The 20,833-nt window shown below is 44.3% G+C and carries 19 protein-coding genes and 1 pseudogene; 10 read left to right on the top strand and 10 right to left on the bottom strand.

Annotation, left to right across the window (positions count from 1 at the left end; translation table 11 throughout):
• Positions 1 to 193: 193 nt before the first annotated feature.
• Positions 194 to 529 carry a DUF3630 family protein gene (locus C9J47_RS24600; RefSeq protein ID WP_107256368.1) on the bottom strand — a complete coding sequence of 112 codons (336 nt, stop codon included), beginning with the start codon at positions 527 to 529 and terminating at the stop codon, positions 194 to 196.
• A 309-nt stretch (positions 530 to 838) separates the two neighbouring features.
• Positions 839 to 2,686: an ATP-dependent DNA helicase RecQ gene (gene recQ, locus C9J47_RS24595; RefSeq protein ID WP_107256366.1), complete on the bottom strand. Its 1,848-nt coding sequence runs from the start codon at positions 2,684 to 2,686 to the stop codon at positions 839 to 841.
• Between the two features lie 281 nt (positions 2,687 to 2,967).
• Here recQ and rarD point away from each other — a divergent pair, with 281 nt between their 5' ends.
• The 4 genes from rarD (at position 2,968) to ggt (ending at position 7,510) form a co-directional block, all read left to right on the top strand.
• Positions 2,968 to 3,879 carry an EamA family transporter RarD gene (gene rarD / locus C9J47_RS24590; protein ID WP_107256363.1) on the top strand — a complete coding sequence of 304 codons (912 nt, stop codon included), beginning with the start codon at positions 2,968 to 2,970 and terminating at the stop codon, positions 3,877 to 3,879.
• Between the two features lie 111 nt (positions 3,880 to 3,990).
• Complete coding sequence (locus tag C9J47_RS24585; RefSeq protein ID WP_107256361.1) at positions 3,991 to 4,785, top strand: AraC family transcriptional regulator; 795 nt, start codon at positions 3,991 to 3,993, stop codon at positions 4,783 to 4,785.
• Positions 4,786 to 4,925: 140 nt separating this feature from the next.
• Positions 4,926 to 5,582, top strand: coding sequence for a LysE family transporter (locus C9J47_RS24580; protein ID WP_107256358.1), 657 nt, complete (start codon positions 4,926 to 4,928; stop codon positions 5,580 to 5,582).
• A 173-nt stretch (positions 5,583 to 5,755) separates the two neighbouring features.
• Positions 5,756 to 7,510, top strand: coding sequence for a gamma-glutamyltransferase (gene ggt / locus C9J47_RS24575; protein ID WP_107256356.1), 1,755 nt, complete (start codon positions 5,756 to 5,758; stop codon positions 7,508 to 7,510).
• A gap of 146 nt (positions 7,511 to 7,656) precedes the next feature.
• Here ggt and uvrD read toward each other — a convergent pair whose 3' ends face one another.
• Positions 7,657 to 9,831 carry a DNA helicase II gene (uvrD, locus tag C9J47_RS24570; protein ID WP_107256354.1) on the bottom strand — a complete coding sequence of 725 codons (2,175 nt, stop codon included), beginning with the start codon at positions 9,829 to 9,831 and terminating at the stop codon, positions 7,657 to 7,659.
• Between the two features lie 287 nt (positions 9,832 to 10,118).
• Here uvrD and C9J47_RS24565 point away from each other — a divergent pair, with 287 nt between their 5' ends.
• The 5 genes from C9J47_RS24565 (at position 10,119) to C9J47_RS24545 (ending at position 12,780) form a co-directional block, all read left to right on the top strand.
• Entirely contained in the window at positions 10,119 to 10,379 is a 261-nt protein-coding gene (locus C9J47_RS24565; RefSeq protein WP_006233436.1) for a BufA1 family periplasmic bufferin-type metallophore, read from the top strand.
• A gap of 66 nt (positions 10,380 to 10,445) precedes the next feature.
• A complete protein-coding gene (locus C9J47_RS24560; RefSeq protein WP_006233435.1) occupies positions 10,446 to 10,703 on the top strand; it encodes a BufA1 family periplasmic bufferin-type metallophore in 258 nt (85 codons plus the stop codon).
• Positions 10,704 to 10,731: 28 nt separating this feature from the next.
• Entirely contained in the window at positions 10,732 to 11,568 is an 837-nt protein-coding gene (gene bufB, locus C9J47_RS24555; RefSeq protein ID WP_107256464.1) for an MNIO family bufferin maturase, read from the top strand.
• Positions 11,546 to 12,322, top strand: a complete 777-nt coding sequence (locus C9J47_RS24550; protein WP_107256352.1) for an HvfC/BufC N-terminal domain-containing protein — start codon at positions 11,546 to 11,548, stop codon at positions 12,320 to 12,322. Before bufB ends, C9J47_RS24550 begins: the two co-directional genes overlap by 23 nt.
• Positions 12,322 to 12,780 (top strand): DoxX family protein, encoded by a 459-nt coding sequence (locus C9J47_RS24545; RefSeq protein ID WP_107256350.1) that lies wholly within the window; start codon positions 12,322 to 12,324, stop codon positions 12,778 to 12,780. The genes C9J47_RS24550 and C9J47_RS24545 overlap by 1 nt, the downstream gene beginning before the upstream one ends.
• A gap of 90 nt (positions 12,781 to 12,870) precedes the next feature.
• Here C9J47_RS24545 and yigB read toward each other — a convergent pair whose 3' ends face one another.
• The 6 genes and pseudogenes from yigB to lptM form a co-directional block, all read right to left on the bottom strand.
• Positions 12,871 to 13,590, bottom strand: a complete 720-nt coding sequence (gene yigB / locus C9J47_RS24540) for a 5-amino-6-(5-phospho-D-ribitylamino)uracil phosphatase YigB (protein WP_107256348.1) — start codon at positions 13,588 to 13,590, stop codon at positions 12,871 to 12,873.
• A 116-nt stretch (positions 13,591 to 13,706) separates the two neighbouring features.
• On the bottom strand, positions 13,707 to 14,621 hold the full coding sequence (gene xerC / locus C9J47_RS24535; RefSeq protein ID WP_107256346.1) for a tyrosine recombinase XerC: 915 nt from the start codon (positions 14,619 to 14,621) through the stop codon (positions 13,707 to 13,709).
• Positions 14,618 to 15,319 (bottom strand): DUF484 family protein, encoded by a 702-nt coding sequence (locus tag C9J47_RS24530; RefSeq protein WP_107256343.1) that lies wholly within the window; start codon positions 15,317 to 15,319, stop codon positions 14,618 to 14,620. The genes xerC and C9J47_RS24530 overlap by 4 nt, the downstream gene beginning before the upstream one ends.
• Entirely contained in the window at positions 15,316 to 16,146 is an 831-nt protein-coding gene (gene dapF / locus C9J47_RS24525; protein ID WP_107256341.1) for a diaminopimelate epimerase, read from the bottom strand. The genes C9J47_RS24530 and dapF overlap by 4 nt, the downstream gene beginning before the upstream one ends.
• A gap of 36 nt (positions 16,147 to 16,182) precedes the next feature.
• Complete coding sequence (gene lysA / locus C9J47_RS24520; protein WP_107256339.1) at positions 16,183 to 17,433, bottom strand: diaminopimelate decarboxylase; 1,251 nt, start codon at positions 17,431 to 17,433, stop codon at positions 16,183 to 16,185.
• 113 nt (positions 17,434 to 17,546) lie between these two features.
• Positions 17,547 to 17,660, bottom strand: a pseudogene (lptM, locus tag C9J47_RS27625) (LPS translocon maturation chaperone LptM); the annotation flags it as partial.
• A 78-nt stretch (positions 17,661 to 17,738) separates the two neighbouring features.
• Between lptM and cyaY the strand changes: the two are divergent.
• Entirely contained in the window at positions 17,739 to 18,053 is a 315-nt protein-coding gene (gene cyaY / locus C9J47_RS24510) for an iron donor protein CyaY (RefSeq protein WP_107256335.1), read from the top strand.
• An 85-nt stretch (positions 18,054 to 18,138) separates the two neighbouring features.
• Here cyaY and C9J47_RS24505 read toward each other — a convergent pair whose 3' ends face one another.
• A complete protein-coding gene (locus tag C9J47_RS24505; RefSeq protein WP_281259026.1) occupies positions 18,139 to 20,712 on the bottom strand; it encodes a class I adenylate cyclase in 2,574 nt (857 codons plus the stop codon).
• Positions 20,713 to 20,833 lie beyond the last annotated feature (121 nt).

Genomic DNA, 20,833 nt, shown 5'->3' with positions numbered 1-20,833 from the left:
GTAGACCTTTTTGTCATTGGGGGAGAGGGAACCCAAAATTTCACTGTCAGCAGGTTCTCATACCATGCAGCAGTGACCGAAGGCGGCGATTATACATTAACCAATATTCTTGCCTACCCTCGTTGTGTTGAATTACATCAAGCAATCGTTTGCCTGTATTATCAGTATTACTTTACCGATTTTAGTCGCTCAATTAGCACAGCAGCCCTGATTGGCGCGGTAAGAGTGTCGCTATAAACGCTAGGGCATCATTATCTGCCGATGACAACGCTTCGATCCACAGTGCGCTGGCGTAATGCTCGCCTTTTAACAATAGACGACTGCCTTCAAAATCAATGATCCACACGTGCAAATCCGCATTCAATTCTTTCTCGATCACTCGTGCATCAATGCATACCAGTAGCTGTTCTGCAATCTCAGAGAAAGAATCAAAATCGAAATCAGGACCAGAAAGTAAAAGGTGACCATGGGCTAAATCTAGCTCACGTACCGTAAAGAGGGGCTCTGATAAGGGCGTTGAATCCGTCATAATTATTCCTTTAACTTCATTTTGAGGTGACTTGGGTATATATATACGCAGAGAGTAAGTTTCCTGTAACCAACTGTGTCTTTGCGTATCAAACCATAAGCAGGCTATAGCTACCAATGTAAATCCATGGTTTTATAGCCTTGTTGCCTAACACTGCTGAAGAACGCGTCCCGTCGATTTTCAGTGAACTGGCAACAGGTGAAAATCTATATTCTCACCAAATACGCAAGCTGTTTTGTAGCGAACAATACATAAACTATTTATGTTTTTTGAACGCATTTTACCGGACTCGGATAGTCCGGTATTTTTTTATCTGTCACTGTCCCCTGCCATCAAATGCTCTTCAATCACCCCTAAAAAAACACTGCCGTATTTTTCTAGCTTACGGTGCCCAACGCCATTAATCGCTAACATTTCACCTTGAGATGTCGGTAGAATTTCAGCCATTTCCATTAAGCTTGCATCATTGAATACCACATATGGCGGTAAATCTTCTTCATCGGCAATGGCTTTACGTAACTTACGTAATTTAGCAAACAGCTTCTTGTCATAGTGACGATTGGCCATTTTATCGCTTTTCGCACTGCGGGCTGCCACATCAAGTCGAGGAACCGCTAGCTCTAGTTCAATTTCAGCACGTAATACTGAGCGCGCTTTTTCGGTTAACTGTAGGGTTGAGCTACGCAAAATATTTTGAGTTAAAAATCCGCGATGGATCAGCTGGCGTAAAATACTGACCCAATATTCATGGCTATGTTCACGTCCAATCCCATACGTTGTGAGCTTGTCATGCCCATGTTCGCGTATCCGCTGATTTTGCATGCCACGCAGCACTTCCACCACGTAACCCACACCAAAGCTTTGATTAACACGGTATACACACGACAGAGCTTTCTGTGCCACTTCAATCGCATTAAATCGCTTAGGTGGGTCTAAACAAATGTCACAGTTACCGCACGGTTCTTCACGGTATTCACCAAAGTAATTCAGCAATACCTGACGGCGGCATGTTTGCGCTTCGGCAAATGCCCCCATTGCATTTAACTTATGACTCTCAACTTGCTTTTGTGCTCCGTCTTCTTTTTCATCAAGGCAGCGACGTAACCAAGCTAAGTCTGATGGGTCATAAAACATAACCGCTTCTGCAGGTAATCCATCCCGCCCTGCCCGCCCGGTTTCTTGATAATACGACTCGATATTGCGCGGAATATCGTAGTGCACGACAAAGCGGACGTTAGGTTTATTGATCCCCATGCCAAAGGCCACGGTGGCAACCACAATATGAATATCATCACGTTGAAAGCTTTCTTGTACTCGCCCTCGTTCATCATGATCGAGCCCTGCGTGATACGCAGCTGCTCGTACCCCACTATCACGCAATTTTCCTGCTATTTGCTCGACGCGTTTACGACTATTGCAATACACGATCCCACATTGACCACGTACCCCCGTTAAGTAACGGGTGAGCTGTGTCATCGGTTTGTGCTTTTCAAGTAAGGTATAACGAATATTAGGACGATCAAAACTACCGAGATAATCATGAGGATTTGTAAGACCAAGACGACTGGTAATATCGTTACGGGTGGTATCATCAGCAGTTGCCGTCAATGCCATGATCGGCAAGTTTTCAAAGTGTTGTTTCAAGGTACCTAATGCGGCATATTCAGGGCGGAAATCATGCCCCCATTGAGAAACACAGTGCGCTTCATCAACGGCTACCATGCTTAACGGGGTTTCATACAATCGCTCGATAAAATCACGCATCAATACCCGTTCAGGCGATACGTAGACTAACTTCAAATCCCCCTCTCGCATTGCCAAGAAAGTCTCCATCACTTCTTCACGCGACATGGTTGAGTTGATATACGCCGCTGCCACCCCATTGGCATTCAACTGATCGACTTGATCTTTCATTAATGAGATAAGCGGTGAGATAACCAAGGTAATACCGGGCATGATTAATGCGGGAATCTGGTAACACAACGATTTACCGCCCCCCGTTGGCATGATGACTAAGCAATCTTGACCTTCTACAACGGCTTCTATCACTTCCTGCTGACCAATACGGAAAGATTGATAGCCAAACACATCCTGTAAGATTTTCTCACTTGGCGCTAAGGGCGTTGGCTCACAAACCGCGGTACTGCTGGAAGACATAGACCTACTCTTAAAATGTTGGGGGCGGGCTATTCTATACTAAATGGGCTTATTAAGTGAACGACTCAACACGTTGTCAGTCGCAGAAAGCACGCCGAAAAGATATCTGAAAAGAAATACGAAACAGAGTAAGAAGATGAACCGTTAAGCTTGCGATACATTGTTTATCATTTAATCTATTGATAAAGATGTAGCCATTTCAAAGAATCTCGCTTTATACTGCTTCCGCATACTTTTTGAGAAAATCTCATTGATTTTATAAAATAACCATTTGGATTCCCATGGAAGAACAAACCAAAAAAACACAACGCGGGGTTATTCTTGCCCTCGCTGCTTATACGATGTGGGGCATTGCCCCTATCTACTTTAAATCATTGCAGAATGTTAGCCCGTTAGAAATTCTAAGCCATCGTGTTATTTGGTCGTTCTTCTTTTTAGCTGCATTGATTTTTTTCAGTAAGGGGTGGGGCAAAATTCGCGCTGTGATAGCTAAACCAAAAATGTTGCTAATGCTAACGGTAACAGCGCTATTGGTGGGAACTAACTGGATGATTTTCATCTGGGCGGTGAATAACAATTACATGTTGGATGCCAGCCTAGGATATTTTATTAACCCTTTATTCAATGTCATTCTTGGCATGGTTTTTCTTGGTGAACGACTACGAGCCTTACAATGGGTCGCGGTGGCATTAGCCGCATGTGGTGTCGCTGCACAGTTAATTCAATTTGGCTCATTACCTTGGATTGCGTTGGCATTAGCCGGTAGTTTCGGTTGCTATGGTTTACTCCGTAAGAAAATTAATTTGGATGCTCAAACAGGGTTATACCTCGAAACTTGTGTACTGCTGCCGCTGGCAACCATTTATATTTTCTTTATTACCGACAGCCCAACTGCCAACCTCGCTGACAACCCATTGCAACTTAATCTATTGCTTGTGGCTGCGGGGATTGTAACCACATTGCCTTTACTGTGTTTTACCGGGGCTGCCACTAAACTCAAGTTATCCACGCTGGGTTTCTTCCAGTATATCGGCCCAAGCTTGATGTTCTTATTAGCGGTCTTGGTATATGGCGAACCCTTTACGGTCGATAACGGTGTGACGTTTATATTTATCTGGGCTGCCCTTATTTTATTCAGCTTTGACGGTATTAAACGCCATCGCGACAGTAAAAAAGTGGCTCCTTCCACCTAATCTGTTTAATTCGTTCTGCAGCTTGTGAATTTTTTACAAGCTGCATACCCTTCACTTATGGTTTACTTGTAATAGAAAAGCACGACCTTCCGATCATCACTGAGCAATCGCATGAATAAAGTCAGTCATCGTAAAAGCAATATTGATGACATCAACTTGATTGATGCCCATTACCAAAGCTTTTCTTTCAAACGCCATTATCACCTCGATTACCATTTGGGCTTAATCACCCAAGGGCAGCAGCAGTATTTTTTCAATGGCGCAAAACATGTAGCAGGGCCGGGTCAAATGGTGATCATGCCCCCCGATGAAATCCACGATGGACAGCCAAAAGAAAGCGCTGGCTACCGCGTTAAAGTTTTTAGTATTAGCCCTGATTGGTTAACTCAACAGGCTGAAGCCGTATCGGGTAAAGCCCTCTTTTGTTTCCCACAACATAAGATTGCCGATCATCAGTTTTTCCAGCAACTAACTCAATTACATACCCAGTTAGACAATCCTTTGGCGTCTCAACTAGCTAAAGATAGCTTGCCGATAGAATACTTTTCTTATCTATTAACCCACTATGGAAAAGTAACCGAACACATAGTCACGAAGCTGGGTACCAAAGATTTACGCCAGTTACGCGATTATTTTATGGCGCATCTTGATCAAAAAATCAGCCTTAATGACTTGGCAACACTGTGTGACCTCAGCCCGTCGCAACTCTTGCGTCAATTTAAGAAAACCACCGGCATTACACCTTATGCTTGGTTAGCTCGTTTACGCCTAGAGCATGCTATGGCTTTGCTACGGGCTGGTTTTAACAGTACAGAGGTGGCTTATCATGTCGGCTTTTATGATCAGGCGCACTTTGCCAATACCTTCAAACAAACGTTCGGTATTGCGCCTTCCCACATAAAATAACGATATCCAATTTATAACCATCACTATTCTTCTTTCCGTTGTACTTTCTTTTCACTGTCACTTTTTTACAAGCGTATTCAAACACGCCCCGTCATACTGCAAAACATACCGATCCAATCGAATACAAACGGCGAGACACCATGAACGAAGTCACCACTTTACTTACCTTAGTTACCGTCCACGTTATTGCGCTAATGAGCCCTGGGCCTGATTTTGCCTTAGTGGTACAAAACGCAGGACGTTACGGGCGTCAAACGGGCATTGCGATCGCACTGGGCTTGTCTCTGGGTATTTTATTGCATTCAATTTTAAGCCTGACTGGCGCCAGCTTATTGATCCACCAGCAGCCAACCCTATTTGCCTTACTGCAAGCCGCTGGGGGGTCATACTTACTATGGCTGGGTATTGGTGCTGTTAGAAGCGTGCTGACTCCTATTTTTCGCCCCACAGCACATACTGAAACAGCTGCAGCCCCAAAACGCATTATTGCTAATAGTAAACAAGCGCTCGTTAAAGGGTTTACGACCAATATATTAAACCCTAAAGCGTTAGTATTTTTCATCAGCCTACTCTCGACCATAGTGCCAGTTGATATGTCGATATCCGGCAAAATAACCGCAATTGCGATTTTATGGATAACGTCATTTCTATGGTTCGCCATGCTGGCGTGGTTACTTACAGGGAAACGTCTACAACAAAAAATTCAGCAATGGACACCTTATATCGACGGTATCTGTGGCGTACTGTTTGTGACTATCGGCAGTATGATCTTATTGAATATCATAGTTACGTTGTGAAAATATAATCGTTACGCTGTAAAAATATCGTAGTAATTAAGCACGAAAATTATTGAGAATGAGCACAAAAAAGTGCTCAACAATTAGACACTAGCGCTTTGCACTGTCACTCTCTACGCTACGAAGTTCATTGACCGAACTTCTATCAAGAGAGACAGAGATAAGGAGCTCATATGCAGTGGAAAGCATCTTACCTAGCGTTATTTATAACCGCTAGCCTCACCATCACACCCGCGTTCGCTAAACAAAGCGCAGACAATATTGCCCCCGAAGCCGCGACAGGCTTAAAAACGCAAACCTTGGTGCAAGGGTCTGATTGGGTGATTGCGTCTGCTAATCCTTATGCCAGTGAAGCTGGAGCAGCAATGCTACGCCAGGGGGGGAATGCCATTGATGCCATGGTTGCCACCCAATTAGTATTGGGATTAGTTGAACCACAGTCATCGGGGATTGGTGGTGGTGCATTTTTAATGTATTGGGATGCAAAAAAAGAGGCTTTAACATCATTTGATGGTCGAGAAACTGCACCTTATGGCGTTACACCGCGGTTATTTCAGGATGATAAAGGCGAACCACTACAGTTCTTTGACGCCGTTGTCGGTGGGCGTTCAGTGGGTACACCAGGTACCGTTAAATTACTGCAGCATACCCACCAGCGTTTAGGTAAATTACCGTGGAAAACCCTCTTTGAACCCGCTATAAATCTGGCTAAAAAAGGTTTTGTTGTTAGCCCACGCTTAGCTAAATTAGTGGCCAACGATAAAGACTATCTACAACGTTCAGCTGAAGCTAAAGCTTACTTCTTTAATCAAGATGGCTCACCAATCAAAGCAGGACAAAACCTTAAAAATCCCGCTTATGCCGATACATTAATGTTAATCGCCGACCAAGGTGCCAGTGCGTTTTACCACGGTAAGATTGCTAACGATATTGTTAAAACCGTACGTGGTGCAAAAGCTAACCCCGGTGTATTAAACACGATGGATTTAGCTACCTACCAAGTCAAAGAGCGTGAACCCGTCTGCGCGCCTTATCGTCAATATTCGATATGTGGCATGGGGCCACCCAGCTCTGGGGCATTAACCTTAGGGCAAATAATGGGCATGCTAAGCCATTATCCCATCGCTAAAATGGGTCCAGAGAACATTCAAAGCTGGCGCTTACTCGGTGACGCTTCTCGTTTAGCCTTTGCCGATCGTGGTAAATATATGGCAGACAGCGATTATGTTCCTATGCCTACCGAGGGCTTATTAGCCGCTGATTATATCGAACAACGCGCAACATTACTGAAAAGGGATACCGCGCTAGCAACGACTGCGGCGGGTAAGCCACCTTGGTCACATGCAATGAACTACGCGTTAGATGAAGCTATAGAGTTACCGTCTACCAGCCATTTTTCGATTGTCGATAAAGACCGCAACATGGTGTCGATCACCACCACCATTGAGAATGGTTTTGGCTCACGCTTAATGGTACGTGGATTCTTACTCAATAATGAATTAACGGATTTCTCATTCCGCAGCCATGCCGATGGTGTACCAATTGCCAATCGGATTGAGCCCGGAAAACGTCCGCGTTCATCGATGGCACCGACCATTGTAATGAAAGAAGGTGAACCGTATATGGCCGTTGGTTCACCTGGTGGTAGCCAAATCATTGGGTATGTCGCCAAGACATTAGTGGCACACCTTGATTGGGGATTAAACCTTCAGCAAGCCATTAACTTACCCAATATGAATAACCGCTTTGGCGCATTTGAATTAGAGCAAGGCACAACCGCTGAACAATGGGCACCAAAACTGGAACAGCTCGGCTTTAAGGTAAAAGTGAAAGAGTTAAATTCTGGTGTTCAAGCTATTCGTGTTGACGGTAAATCACTCATGGGTGCCGCTGACCCACGCCGTGAAGGGAAAGTCATTGCTCAGTAAGCGCCTTGGCTAATCAGTAAGCATCTTTGCTAACCAGCAAGACTTAGCTAACAAAGCACAGACCTAAAACAAAAAAGCCCACCTTGTCAGTTCTTATTAGCAAGAAGCTGGCAAGACGGGCTTTTTATTTTTTATGTCGTTCAGGATCACATCGGATCGAGCTTAGCGTATTGCGTCACTAACCACTTAATACCTTCACCATTGAAAGCGACTTGAACACGACTTTGCGCACCACTGCCTTCAAAGTTAATGATGGTTCCTTCACCAAATTTAGGGTGACTAACACGCTGCCCTAAATTAAAACCGGTTTGATTAAAGTTATCATTCACTTGGGTTTGGCTAAAACGTCCACTGCTTGCAGGGCGAGAGACTTGTGCCTTCATCCGCACTTCTTCCACAAATTCCGTTGGAATCTCACGAATAAAGCGTGATGGCTTATGGAAGTTATCTTTACCGTATAAACGGCGCATTTCAGCATAAGTAATGTACAACTTCTTCATTGCACGGGTCATACCGACGTAACACAAGCGACGTTCTTCTTCTAAGCGTCCGACTTCTTCCGTGGTGCGTGAACTAGGGAACATGCCCTCTTCAACACCCACCATGAAGACAATCGGAAACTCTAACCCTTTCGCACTGTGCATGGTCATTAGCTGCACCGCGTCTTCAAAGTCATCGGCCTGACCTTCGCCAGCTTCTAGTGCCGCATGAGACAGAAACGCCGCTAATGGCGTCATCTCTTCCGCTTCTTCTGGCACAACAAATTGACGGGTTGCCGTTACTAATTCTTCTAAGTTTTCGATACGAGCTTGGGCTTTTTCGCCTTTTTCTTGCTCGTACATCGCACGCAAACCCGAGTTACGGATCACATCATCCGTTTGCTGGAACAAAGGTAAGTCTCGCGTATCGTCTTCCAGTGCATTAACCAACTCGATAAAACGACGTAACGAGTTCGCTGCACGGCCTGCCAGCACTTGCTCTTCAAGCAGTAATACACTGGCTTGCCACATAGTGACACTGCGATCACGGGCGGCTAAGCGAATGGTTTCTAAGGTACGATCACCCAAACCACGCGTAGGGGTATTCACCACTCGCTCAAAAGAGGCATCATCATTTCGGTTGGCCATCAAACGCAGGTATGCCAGTGAATCTTTCACTTCCTGACGTTCGAAGAAGCGCATGCCGCCATAAATTCGGTACGGTAGACCCGCTTGAATTAAGGCTTCTTCCAATACACGAGATTGTGCATTGCTACGGTATAAAAAGGCCGTATCGTTCAGCGAACCGCCTTTTTCATTACGCCATTCCTTAATTTTACCCACCGCAAAACGGGCTTCATCCAATTCATTAAAGGCAGAGTACAGCGAGATCAACTCGCCTTCTTCACCGTCCGTCCATAATTTCTTGCCCATACGTTCATTGTTATTGGCAATTAATTCGTTGGCAGCATTTAGAATATTGCCAGTAGAACGGTAGTTTTGTTCAAGGAAAATGGACGATGCATTGGCAAAGTCGCGCAAGAAGCGCTGAATGTTTTCAACCTGCGCGCCACGCCAGCCATAGATAGACTGATCATCATCACCCACGATCATCACATTACAATCAACACCCGCCATTAAGCGCAGCCATGCAAACTGAATGTTGTTGGTATCTTGGAATTCGTCCACCAAGATGTGCTTGAAACGCGCTTGGTAATGCTCACGAATATGTTTATTGTCGCGAACCAACTCAAAGGCACGTAGCAGCAATTCGGCAAAATCAACTAACCCCGCGCGATCACATGCTTCTTGGTACGCGGTGTAGATACGCAACCATGTTTTTTCAACTGGGTCGTTAAAAGCATCGATATTAGCCGGGCGTAAGCCTTCATCTTTTTTACCGTTGATGTACCACGCAGCTTGACGTGCCGGCCAGTGCTTTTCATCAAGGTTTTGCGCTTTAATCAAACGGCGTAACAAACGCATTTGATCATCAGAATCAAGAATATTGAAATCATCGGGTAAGCGCGCATCAAGGTAGTGCGCACGTAGCATGCGGTGGCATAAACCGTGGAATGTACCATTCCACATACCCGCCGATGAGCCTTGCATTAACTCATTAATTCGGCCGCGCATTTCGGCAGCCGCTTTATTGGTAAACGTCACGGACATGATCGAGTACGACGAGGCTTGCTCAATCCGCATTAACCATGCAATACGATGAACGAGCACTCGGGTTTTACCACTGCCCGCTCCCGCTAGCACAAGGTGGTTTCCTAATGGTGCTGCCACCGCTTCTCTTTGTTTATCATTGAGCCCATCTAACAGGAGTGAAACGTCCATCGCTATCTACTGGTTATTTATACAATGGTGAGGATTATACCAGCTCATTTTCAGAATGCTTTGATAACTTTTAACAACACAATACCTTGCCTGTTTATTTTTGTTCTATGCTTTTTCTGAGCGGAAACATTAATGAATCTTTAAAAAAGTTAAAAAAAGGTGAAATTAATTCTGTCTTTACCCTTTCTTATATTTCGAGAGCGCTTAAGGCGCCATAGCAAAATAAGTTAAGTCAAAGGAAACGTTGCAACTTACAGCAACAGCCAACGTATTAAAGAGGATTTATTATGAAAAAGACAAACATCGCCCTAGCCACTGCTGTTTCAGGTCTTATTGCTCTAGCCGGTACAGTCGCTTCAACATCTGCCGTCGCGGCGGATGAAAAAGAAAAGTGCTACGGCGTGGCTGAAGCGGGTAAAAATGACTGTGCGACCAAAACCAGTTCATGTGCCGGAACAGCAAAGGCTGATGGTCAGAAAGATGCTTTCATCATGGTTCCTAAAGGTCTATGTGACCGCTTATCGGGTGGTTCTACCGAATCAGCATAACCTTTTAACTAATTAAATATCTTGCTGTGCAATTGCGCAGCAATACGTAAATTTTGAGGAACCATCATGAAAAAAACGAATATTGCTTTAGCGACTGCTGTTTCAGGTCTTATTGCTCTAGCGGGTACTGTGGCTTCTACATCTGCCGTTGCCGCTGAAGAAAAAGAAAAGTGCTACGGCGTAGCTAAAGCCGGTAAGAATGACTGTGCGACCAAAACCAGCTCATGTGCCGGGACATCAAAAACTGATGGCCAAAAAGATGCATTCATGATGGTACCTAAAGGATTATGCGACCGCTTATCTGGTGGTTCTACAGAGGGCTAAGTAATTGAGCTTATTGTCTCAACAGCAGATGGTTGGGGTGGGCTTACGCTCTCCCCACGTATCTCAAGTCATTACTCAACAGCCAGATATTGGCTGGTTTGAGATTCACAGTGAGAACTATTTTAATCCGGCTTCTATGGCGCGAGAACAACTACGTCAAATAGCCGAGCATTACCCTATCAGTTGTCATGGTATTGGGTTATCACTGGGCTCAGCAGATCCATTAAACCGCGATCACCTTGTCCAACTAAAGCAGTTAGTTGATGAGGTAAACCCGATTGCGGTTTCAGATCATCTCAGTTGGAGTTCAGTCGACGGGCAGTTTTTTAATGATTTACTGCCACTCCCTTATACCGAAGAAGCCCTGAACAATTTCTGTGACAAAGTCGAACAGGTGCAAGATTTTCTCGGTCGCCAATTACTGGTTGAAAACCCATCGAGTTATTTAAGCTTCCAGCATTCAGCGATTCCAGAATGGGAGTTTCTGCATCACGTACAACAGCGTACTGGCTGTGGCTTACTGCTCGACTTTAATAACATTTATGTTAGTGCCTTTAATCACGGCTTTGACAGCAATGAATACATTGCGGCATTAGATCCATTATCGGTAAAAGAAATTCACCTTGCTGGCTTTACGGTAAAGAAATTTGATGATGGCGAAATTTGGATTGATACCCATAGCAAACCCGTTAGCGACCCCGTATGGCAAATGTACCGTCACTGGATACAGCAACACGGTGCCACACCCACGCTGATTGAATGGGATTTAGATATTCCTGAACTTTCGGTGTTATTAGCAGAAGCTGATAAAGCCAACACAATTTTAATGCAAGAGGCGCAATATGGACAAATCACAACCACCTAGCCGCTCTCTGCATGATCTGCAAAAAGCATTTTCTGATGCACTTCACTATCAAGAAAGTGATGTGACAAATCAAATTGTTCGGGGGCAATTTCCTGCAGAGCAGTTAATTCAGATCTACCGTAATAACTTTATTATTAGTTTATCTGAAATTTTAGAAGCGACTTACCCCGCAATCAAAGCCGTCGTAGGCGATGAATGCTTTAGCCAATTAGCGCGCCAATATGTCTTGTCTCACCCTCTCGAACAAGGGGACGTAAGCCATTATGGTGCAGGATTGGATGACGCAATTACCCAGACTACCGAATTGCATCAAGCCGTTCCATACCTTGCTGATTTAGCAGCGTTAGAATGGTGCGTTGATCGCGCTAATCACCAGCCTGCGATCGATTCATTGTTTCCACTCCACAAACTACAAGGGTTAGCAGAGAGCGATTTCTCATCGCTACAATTTGAAGTTCCACATCTCACCTTATGCTTTGATTCGTCTTACGCCGTGGTCACCTTGTGGCAAATGGTGACGAATAACAACTTCGAAGAATTCGATATTAATCAACCTGAGTCAGCCATCATCCAGCACCGTGCTAAACAGATTTTGGTAATGAATACGAATAGTGCCGCTACCGCACTGGTTACCTTAAGCCAACAACAGAAAACGCTGGATAAGGCTGATGACACCATGCTCGCAATGCTCAGTGAATTAGTACAGCAACACATTTTTTCAGATGTTCACTGTCAACCAAAGGGAAATAAATGATGCTGAATTTCATTCGAAGTATCGATAATATCGGTCAAAAAATCGCTGAGCTATTAACACCATTTTTATTGTTATTTACACGTTTATGGGTGGCTTGGGTCTTCTTTAAATCAGGCATGGTGAAGTTTTCAAGCTGGGACAGCACACTGTATTTATTCGAATATGAGTATCAGGTACCAGTTATTCCATGGCAACTAGCGGCTTATTCCGGTACTGCAGCAGAGCTTATTTTACCGGTATTTTTAGCGCTTGGTTTATTTACTCGCCCAATGGCATTAATCTTATTTATCTTTAATATCGTCGCCGTTGCCTCTTATCCGCTGCTGTGGGAAAAAGGCTTTTATGACCACCAGTTATGGGGAATGATGATTTTAGTGAATATCTTTTGGGGCGCTGGGCTATTTTCACTTGATCGCCTAATCAGTAGCGAGCAACCTAAACGCAGCTTAATTAAATAGCCATATTGTTCTATCGCTAAAACCATAAAAGGCGAACAATAGTCGCCTTTTGGTTACTTGATTGGTATTAACCCTGTCGACATTTCTACATCAAGACACGAGAGTAAGCAAAGGCGCTAACTGAGAGATTTCGATATCAGGGAGTAATCGGCTTCTTGGTTCAGAATGCAATTGACGCAATTGATCGTTATACCAGCACGCCTGAAAACCATTCTTTTTCGCCCCACCAACATCGGTCACTAGATGATCGCCGACATGTAAAATGTACTCAGCGGGTAGCCCAAGTAATGCCGCAGCTTGAGCAAACAAATCTGGTGCAGGTTTCGCTAAACCATCACGGCCTGCCACTAATACCCGTGAAAAGTATTGCCCTAGCCCTATTTTATCCGCATCAACATTGCCATTCGTTATCGCCAATAAAGGCACGCGTTGAGCAAGTTCACTCAGTACCCTATGCGTTTCTGCTGGTACATTGACGTTATTTCGTACAGCAAGTACCACCTCGAGCCCATGGTGAGCGGCTTTTTCAGCATCAGCCAGACGATAGCCCAATTGCATTAAACCAATCTTTATCAGCTCGTAACGCCACAAAGTCACATCGTGTTTAAGCATTGGATCTGCCATGGCAATATGTTGCTTTAAGCCCATCCAATCTTGCCTGGTAAGGGTGTAGCTACAAGGGTGATACTCTGCCAACCAATCATACATAGCTTGTTCTGCGCGCACGATAACCGGACGATTATCATAAAGCGTATCGTCTAAATCAAACGTCAGGGCTTTGATCGGCTGAAGGTTTCGATAAAACTGCATCTGCTTCCTCAAAAAACTAAAACGATAAGGGCAGAACACAACTGCCCTGTAATCAAGGTGGGGGAACTACACGTTATCTATGCGTTATATTAAATACGCACGCTCAGTGCTAGAGGCTAGCGACGACCACGCTTGGCTCGAGGATGTGCCTCATCGTACACTTTAGCCAGATGCTGAAAGTCTAGGTGGGTATAAATTTGCGTGGTTGATAAATTTGCATGGCCAAGCAATTCTTGCACCGCACGCAAATCACCGCTGGATTCCAGCATATGGGTCGCAAAACTATGGCGTAATTTGTGTGGATTGATGTGGCTTGAAACAGCTTGTTTCTGCCCCCACTCTGCCATTCTTTTCTGCACGTTTCGTGTCGAGATACGCGTGCCTAATTTCGACACAAACAAACCCGGCTCATCACCAGAAGCCAATGACCCACGCACTTTTAACCAGTTAGCAACCCACTCACGAGCGAGCCCAGCAAAAGGCACAATGCGTTCTTTGTCCCCTTTACCGATGACACGGATATCTCCTTTACTCAAGCTAATATCACGCACATTCAAGCTAACCAGCTCAGCTAAACGTAACCCTGCACCGTACATCAATTCCATCATGGCACGATCACGAATAGATAGTGGGTCATCTTCATTCACGCTAAGCAGCTGATCCATTTCATCAACATCAATATTTTTAGGTAATGGTCGCGCTTTGCGTGGTGCTGCCACCCCTTTAGCAGGGTTGGCTTTCAATATGTCTTGCTGTACTAAAAAGTCAAAAAAGCTGCGCAAGGCTGATAGTCGCATCGAAATACTGCTCGCTTTCAGCCCATCACGCATACCTTTACTGGCAATTTGACGTACCCAGCCAGCATCAACCATGGTCCAATCGGTTACTTCAAACGACACAAGCTGCTCTGCGATTGTAGAGAGTTGGCGCTTATAATTCTGCTGAGTATGTAAACTCAATTCACGCTCGCTACGAATATATTCGTAGAAACATTGAAGAGGTTTTTCTAAAGCGGTTGGTAAGCTACTCAATCGATAACCTCTCGGCTGTATTCCCAGTGATGAATCAAACGGGTTAATACTGACGCCAATTGTTCAACAAACATGGTATCCATTTCAGGCTGGAAATGACCGCCATCAGGGCTTGAAAAGCTAAGCGACCCAATCAGACGATCGACACCTAACGGCAACACCACAAACGATCCTAACTGTGGTGGTTGCTCAAATAACAACTCAGCTTCCGCTTTACGTAACCGCCCTAAATAGACTGAGCGAGCCACTAAACGTGATTTACGGAAGTTATCAAATAATCGACGTTCTAAGAATAATTGCTCATCAAGGCTATCAAACAAACGTAAACTGAATTCCAACCCAAGCTGAGTGCTTAGATCATCCAATACAATTAACGCTTGGTAAATATTATGGGTTTGAAACAGTTTTTGCTGTGCCAGTGAAAAAACCGAAAATAGCTCGCTATTTTTCGCAGCCAAAGAAACTAGATTCCCAATATTCCCTTCAAGTTCTTGTACACGGTTACGTAACCGTTCAAGTTGTATCTCGACCAACGAGACCGCACCACGTTCAGAGTGAGGAATACGTAAGTGCGTCAGCAATTCAGAGTTACTACCAAAGAAATCAGGGTGGCTAAGTAAATATTCCGCCACCTTTTTATCATCCAATGGCGCATCGGGAAGTAGCGCTGCATCATCCTGTAGTGAGGCATCGGTCATAATACTATTTGTCCATCAAAAACATGTGCCACTGGCCCAGTCATATACAGTGATTTGCCTTCACCAGCCCAGCTAATGTGTAAATCGCCACCTGGTAAACTAACTTTGACATTTTCATCCAGTAAACCTTGAAGGTAACCCACTGCAACGGCAGCACAAGCGCCACTACCACAAGCCTGCGTTTCACCCGCTCCGCGTTCGTATACCCGTAATTTAACCTCATTGCGCGATACCACTTGCATGAAACCGGCATTAACACGCTCAGGGAAGCGCTCATGAGATTCCATCAATGGCCCTAGAGTATCAACGTCAGTGAGATCTAAGTCATCAACCACGGTAACACAGTGCGGATTCCCCATACTCACTACACCACAAAACATAGTGCGCTCACCCACACGCATGATGTAGGTTTTTTCTGTCTGCTTAGCGCGAAAAGGGATCTTACTTGGTTCAAACTCAGGCACGCCCATATTGACAGTTACCTGATTATCATTTTCTAACTTCAATAACATCTTGCCGGCTTTGGTACTTACCGCCACTTGATATTTATTGGTTAATCCTTTCATCCAAACAAAGCGGGCAAAACAACGGGCACCGTTGCCACACTGTTCAACTTCACTGCCATCAGCGTTAAAAATACGATAATGGAAATCAGTTTCAGGATCATAAGGTGGCTCAACCACCAATAGCTGGTCAAACCCAATGCCACGGTGACGATCAGCTAAGCGCCTTATTGCATCAGGCGAAAAAAATACATTCTGCGTGACACAATCCACCACCATGAAGTCATTTCCCAGCCCATGCATTTTGGAAAAATTAATCTGCATGATGTTCCTTCTCGTTATGATTCATAAGTACAACGGTTACGGCAATAGATGTTCAGATTGCCATAGTTCTGCAAGCTTTTCACGTTCACGTACCACATGAGCGGTATTACCATCGACCATGATCTCTGCCGCACGAGTACGAGTATTGTAGTTAGACGACATAACAAAACCGTAAGCACCCGCTGAACGCACCGCGAGTAAGTCACCAGGGGCAAGACATAGTTCGCGATCTTTGCCAATGAAATCACCGGTTTCACAGATCGGGCCAACCAAATCATACGTTTTGGCTTCACCTTCACGTGGTACCACTGGCACAATATTTTGCCATGCTTGGTACAAGGTCGGGCGAATCAAGTCATTCATTGCCGCATCGACAATCGCGAAGTTCTTGTAATCGGTGTGCTTTAAAAATTCTACGCGGGTCAATAATACACCGGCATTCGCTGCAATGGCGCGACCCGGCTCAAAGATCAACTCCAGCTCAGAATGCTCACTTAAACGTGCTAGCAAAGCAGAGGCATACTCAGACGGCAACGGCGGTTGCTCTTCATTGTATGTAACGCCTAAGCCACCACCAACATCAAGGTGCTTAATTACAATACCTTCTGCTTTCAAGGTATCGATCAAGGCCAATAGGCGATCTGTCGCATCAATGAATGGGTCGATATTAGTTAACTGAGAACCAATATGACAATCCATACCCACTACGTTCAAGTTAGGTAGGCTATGTGCCAATCGGTAGACTTCAGCCGCACGCTCAAAGAAGATACCGAATTTATTATCACGCAAGCCCGTAGAGATGTAAGGGTGTGTTTGCGCATCAACATCAGGGTTAATACGCAATGAAATCGGTGCAATAACTCCCAGCTCACTTGCCACTTGATTCAAGCGTTCAAGCTCAGGTTCAGACTCAACATTAAAACACTTAATACCCAACTCTAACGCACGTTTCATTTCTACTGCGGTTTTGCCCACCCCAGAGAACACCACTTTTGCAGGATCACCACCCGCGGTAATCACACGCTCAAGTTCACCTTGAGAGACAATATCGAAACCAGAACCTAACCGTGCTAATACGTTCAGCACACCAATATTCGAGTTCGCTTTTACTGCGTAGCAAATCAGATGAGGATGATCCGTTACCGCTTGGTCGAATGCATTCCAGTGACGCTCAAGCGTGGCACGTGAATACACATATAATGGCGTACCATAGCGCTCAGCAAGCTCGGTTAATGCGATATCTTCAGCCCACAATTGGCCGTTCGGTTGATAATTAAAGTAATCCAAGTTGTTTCTTCCCTGTCTGGTCGCGTTGTTATTTTATCAATGAGCCATAATTACAATTGCACTTGCTGCTCTTGCGATTGTTGCTGCTGAGATTCTTGCTGTGTTTGTGTCTGTTGTTGCTCTTTTTGCTGTGACGTATCTTCAGGCATATACAGCCCACCGCTTTGCCCACAGCCAGTTAAGGCTAAAACACTCACAACTAAACTTACTAATAAACCTTTATGCATTTTTGAAAGCCAGTGATTATCATTTCAATGCCCTCTATAATCGCACCAAGAATAGGAAAAGCAATAGGACACAATGTGATGAATGATACTGAATTTCATAAGTTGGTCGATCATGCGCTGATGATCATCGAAGAAGGCATCGACGAATCAGGTGCAGATATCGAATCTGAGACGACAGGGAATGTACTTACACTGGAATTTGAGAACCGCAGCCAGATAGTAATTAACCGCCAAGAACCACTGCACGAACTGTGGTTGGCATCTAAATCGGGTGGGTATCACTTCAAATACAATAACGGGGAATGGCGCTGTACTCGCAGTGGCGAAGAGTTCTTTGCTCTCGTTAAACGTGAGTGCTCTGTTCACGCAGGCGAGGCTGTTGATTGGTCATAATCAACAATTTCTCCGATAAAAAAAGCCTTCATCACTGAAGGCTTTTTTATAAAAACTTATTATTTCAACTAACTACAGGCAAAACTCAAGACTGACGTGATAATAGAGATATATTTGAAGCTTTCGGGTTAACACCTGTAGGGCTTCGCGATGCTTGTTGTCCGCTTTTGAATGGCATGACTCTTAACTCGCCATTATCGGTATGCACAATCTCGTAAAATTGTGGCAAATTAAAATTAATAAAATTCGCACTATAGCTAAAGCGATCTTGCGATGAGGTGTAAAAGCGATTTACCCCATGCACCATTTCATCTTTATCACCACTGCACTGACGATACATCTCGATACGATTAGTCTCATCAAGAATATAAATATTGTAACCGTCTTCGCAATCTTCAAAGAAAAATTGGATTAAACCTTCACTCGCATACGCATCAACAATTTCAGGCGGATGCGGTTCATCCATTTTACCCATAACAACATTGGGCGTGCCTGTTAGCTTATTGGTCGAAATACAGCTATAAAAATCAACCGAGTTTTCCAATTTCTGCACTGATACACCACGGCGTTCAAAAAACAGCCCATGAGTTTGATCACCAATACAAATCGCTTTAAAGCGACGGCGTTTTTCTTGTTCTATCGGCTTTAAACGCATTTCGATGCACTCAGCGACCAACTGATAAACCAAGTTGCGAATTAAACCGCGCATATGCTTGCTATAACAGAACACATCAACCGATTCTGGTGGAATAGCATCTTGGTGCATTTTCCCCAATACGGTTTTCAATGCATCTAACATCGAGTTTTCACCACTGAAATTCAGTGTACGCACTTCATTCCACGAATTACGATAGACCAAATCAACACTACCCACTAAGCATCTCTGCTCTGTGCCGTAACTGAAAATATCGGTATTTTTAAAATCAAAACGAACTGAACGATTTTTCAGCTCTGTCGTTGGGTCATTTTCCAAATTAATGAATAACCCTAACTGACGAATTTCACATGGGCTAGATAGCGCCTGTAACCCAGGATTTGGACGACGAATTGGGAAGGTATTTCGAATGTCACTCACAAGCTGATACAGCTTATCAATGTCCATATCCGTCCCGTTCGCCACACTGTGTAAACAGGTCGACTCTGTTAGCAAGCCATTAAAATATGACCATGCCACCAGCTTACTGAGATAACGGTTATGCTCTAACGATGGTTGCCCTAAAATCGCAAACGGATCGAGCGGCTGTTTATACAAATACCACCCTGCAGTATTCGTACGACCAGCAGGCACCTGAATCAACGTGAGATCAGGCTCATGTAGATCAGGTGAAATCTGTGGATTAAGTAAGGTTACCTTACCGGGTAGCACCTCAAAAGCAGCATATAATTTACGCGCTAAGATACTGATATCTTCAGGGCTAATTGCCGAAGTAATATTGTTGCGACGAGCAAAACGAATCAAGTTTCGATAGCTGAGCATCAAGGCATCAAGTAATTCATTATGCGCACGCTTTACTTGTCCGACTTTCCAATCACGACGGTTATCTAACTCTTCCAATACCTCTTGTGACCAATGCCAATCAGTCGTGAGCTGCTGAAGCACCTTTCGACGCCAAGGCACCGAGCCAGAAGAAGGCTCTCGCGTGAGTTTTTCATGGGTCTTCAAGTAAAAACAGCGACGCACCAAGTCTAAACGGCGATGATCGTTAATACGTTCAAGGTAACGAGTAACTTTTTCTAGCATCAGGTAATACGCATCCATACAGAAATCTGTACGATCTTCTGAGAAGAAACGACGTTTACCATCAACGCTCAATAATTGAGTATGCGGATATTCCCAAGAATAGGCTTCCAGCAAAATGGCTTTTAAGACCGATTTGTACGGTGAATCGATACTTTTATAAAGCTGCCATAAACTAGAACCAAAATACTCTTCAGCAGGAATGCGCGTCAGCCCACCAAAATCAATCCACTCATCACGACGAATATACCCAGCTGAGTCTAAATACTCGATGTATTCGTCGTAACACTCTTCCATCTCTGGTGGCACCATAAACCACAACAAAGGCTGACCAGCAAGGCAAACAGCTGAACGATAAAACTCATCAAGTAACAATAAATGCTGGCTTGAACCACAGTTTTCACCGGTCATTTTTTCGGAAAAGTTATCGCGAAAACGATTTTCATCAATCAGGAAGAAATTAGCTTCTACGCCTTGGCTCATTGCCCATTCAGAAACTAGTGAACATTTAGCGTCTAATATTTCACGGCAGCTAGCTGAAAGTGTCGTGCGAATGCAGACCCAAATATCAAGATCACTTGTTAAACTTTGACCAATAGATGACGTACTGCCCATGGCGTATAAGCCAGTGATTGAGCATTCTGAATCATCTATTTGTGTGGTAGGGATAAGGCTTTGCGTGCCCAAACCACAATCATCAATAAATTGCTGCTGAAACGCAGAAACGGCAAAGTTAGCAATACCAAATGGTACCTTTTGCTCAAGGTATCCTGGTACCGCTGGATGATTATAGTGAAGCAATATAGATAACAGGTCAAAAACCTGTTCAGATTGAACATTCATCGCTGCTCGTGCACGTTCAATGCGCAGCTGATTATGTCCGTCTAATCTATTTTTTAGCATCTGGATATAGTTATGCAAATTACTCTTCCAAGAGCTGCCAGCGTGAAAGCGGCTCAAATCTTGTCACTATTAGCGTGATTTTCGTTCGACACAGAAGCGAAAACGTGATCAATGTAACACTTTTCACCATGGTCGTAAA

The sequence above is a fragment of the Photobacterium indicum genome, assembly GCF_003026215.1.
Taxonomy (GTDB): domain Bacteria; phylum Pseudomonadota; class Gammaproteobacteria; order Enterobacterales; family Vibrionaceae; genus Photobacterium; species Photobacterium indicum.
The sequence above is the reverse complement of the archived record's forward strand: the minus strand, read 5'-3'. Positions and strand labels throughout refer to the sequence as shown.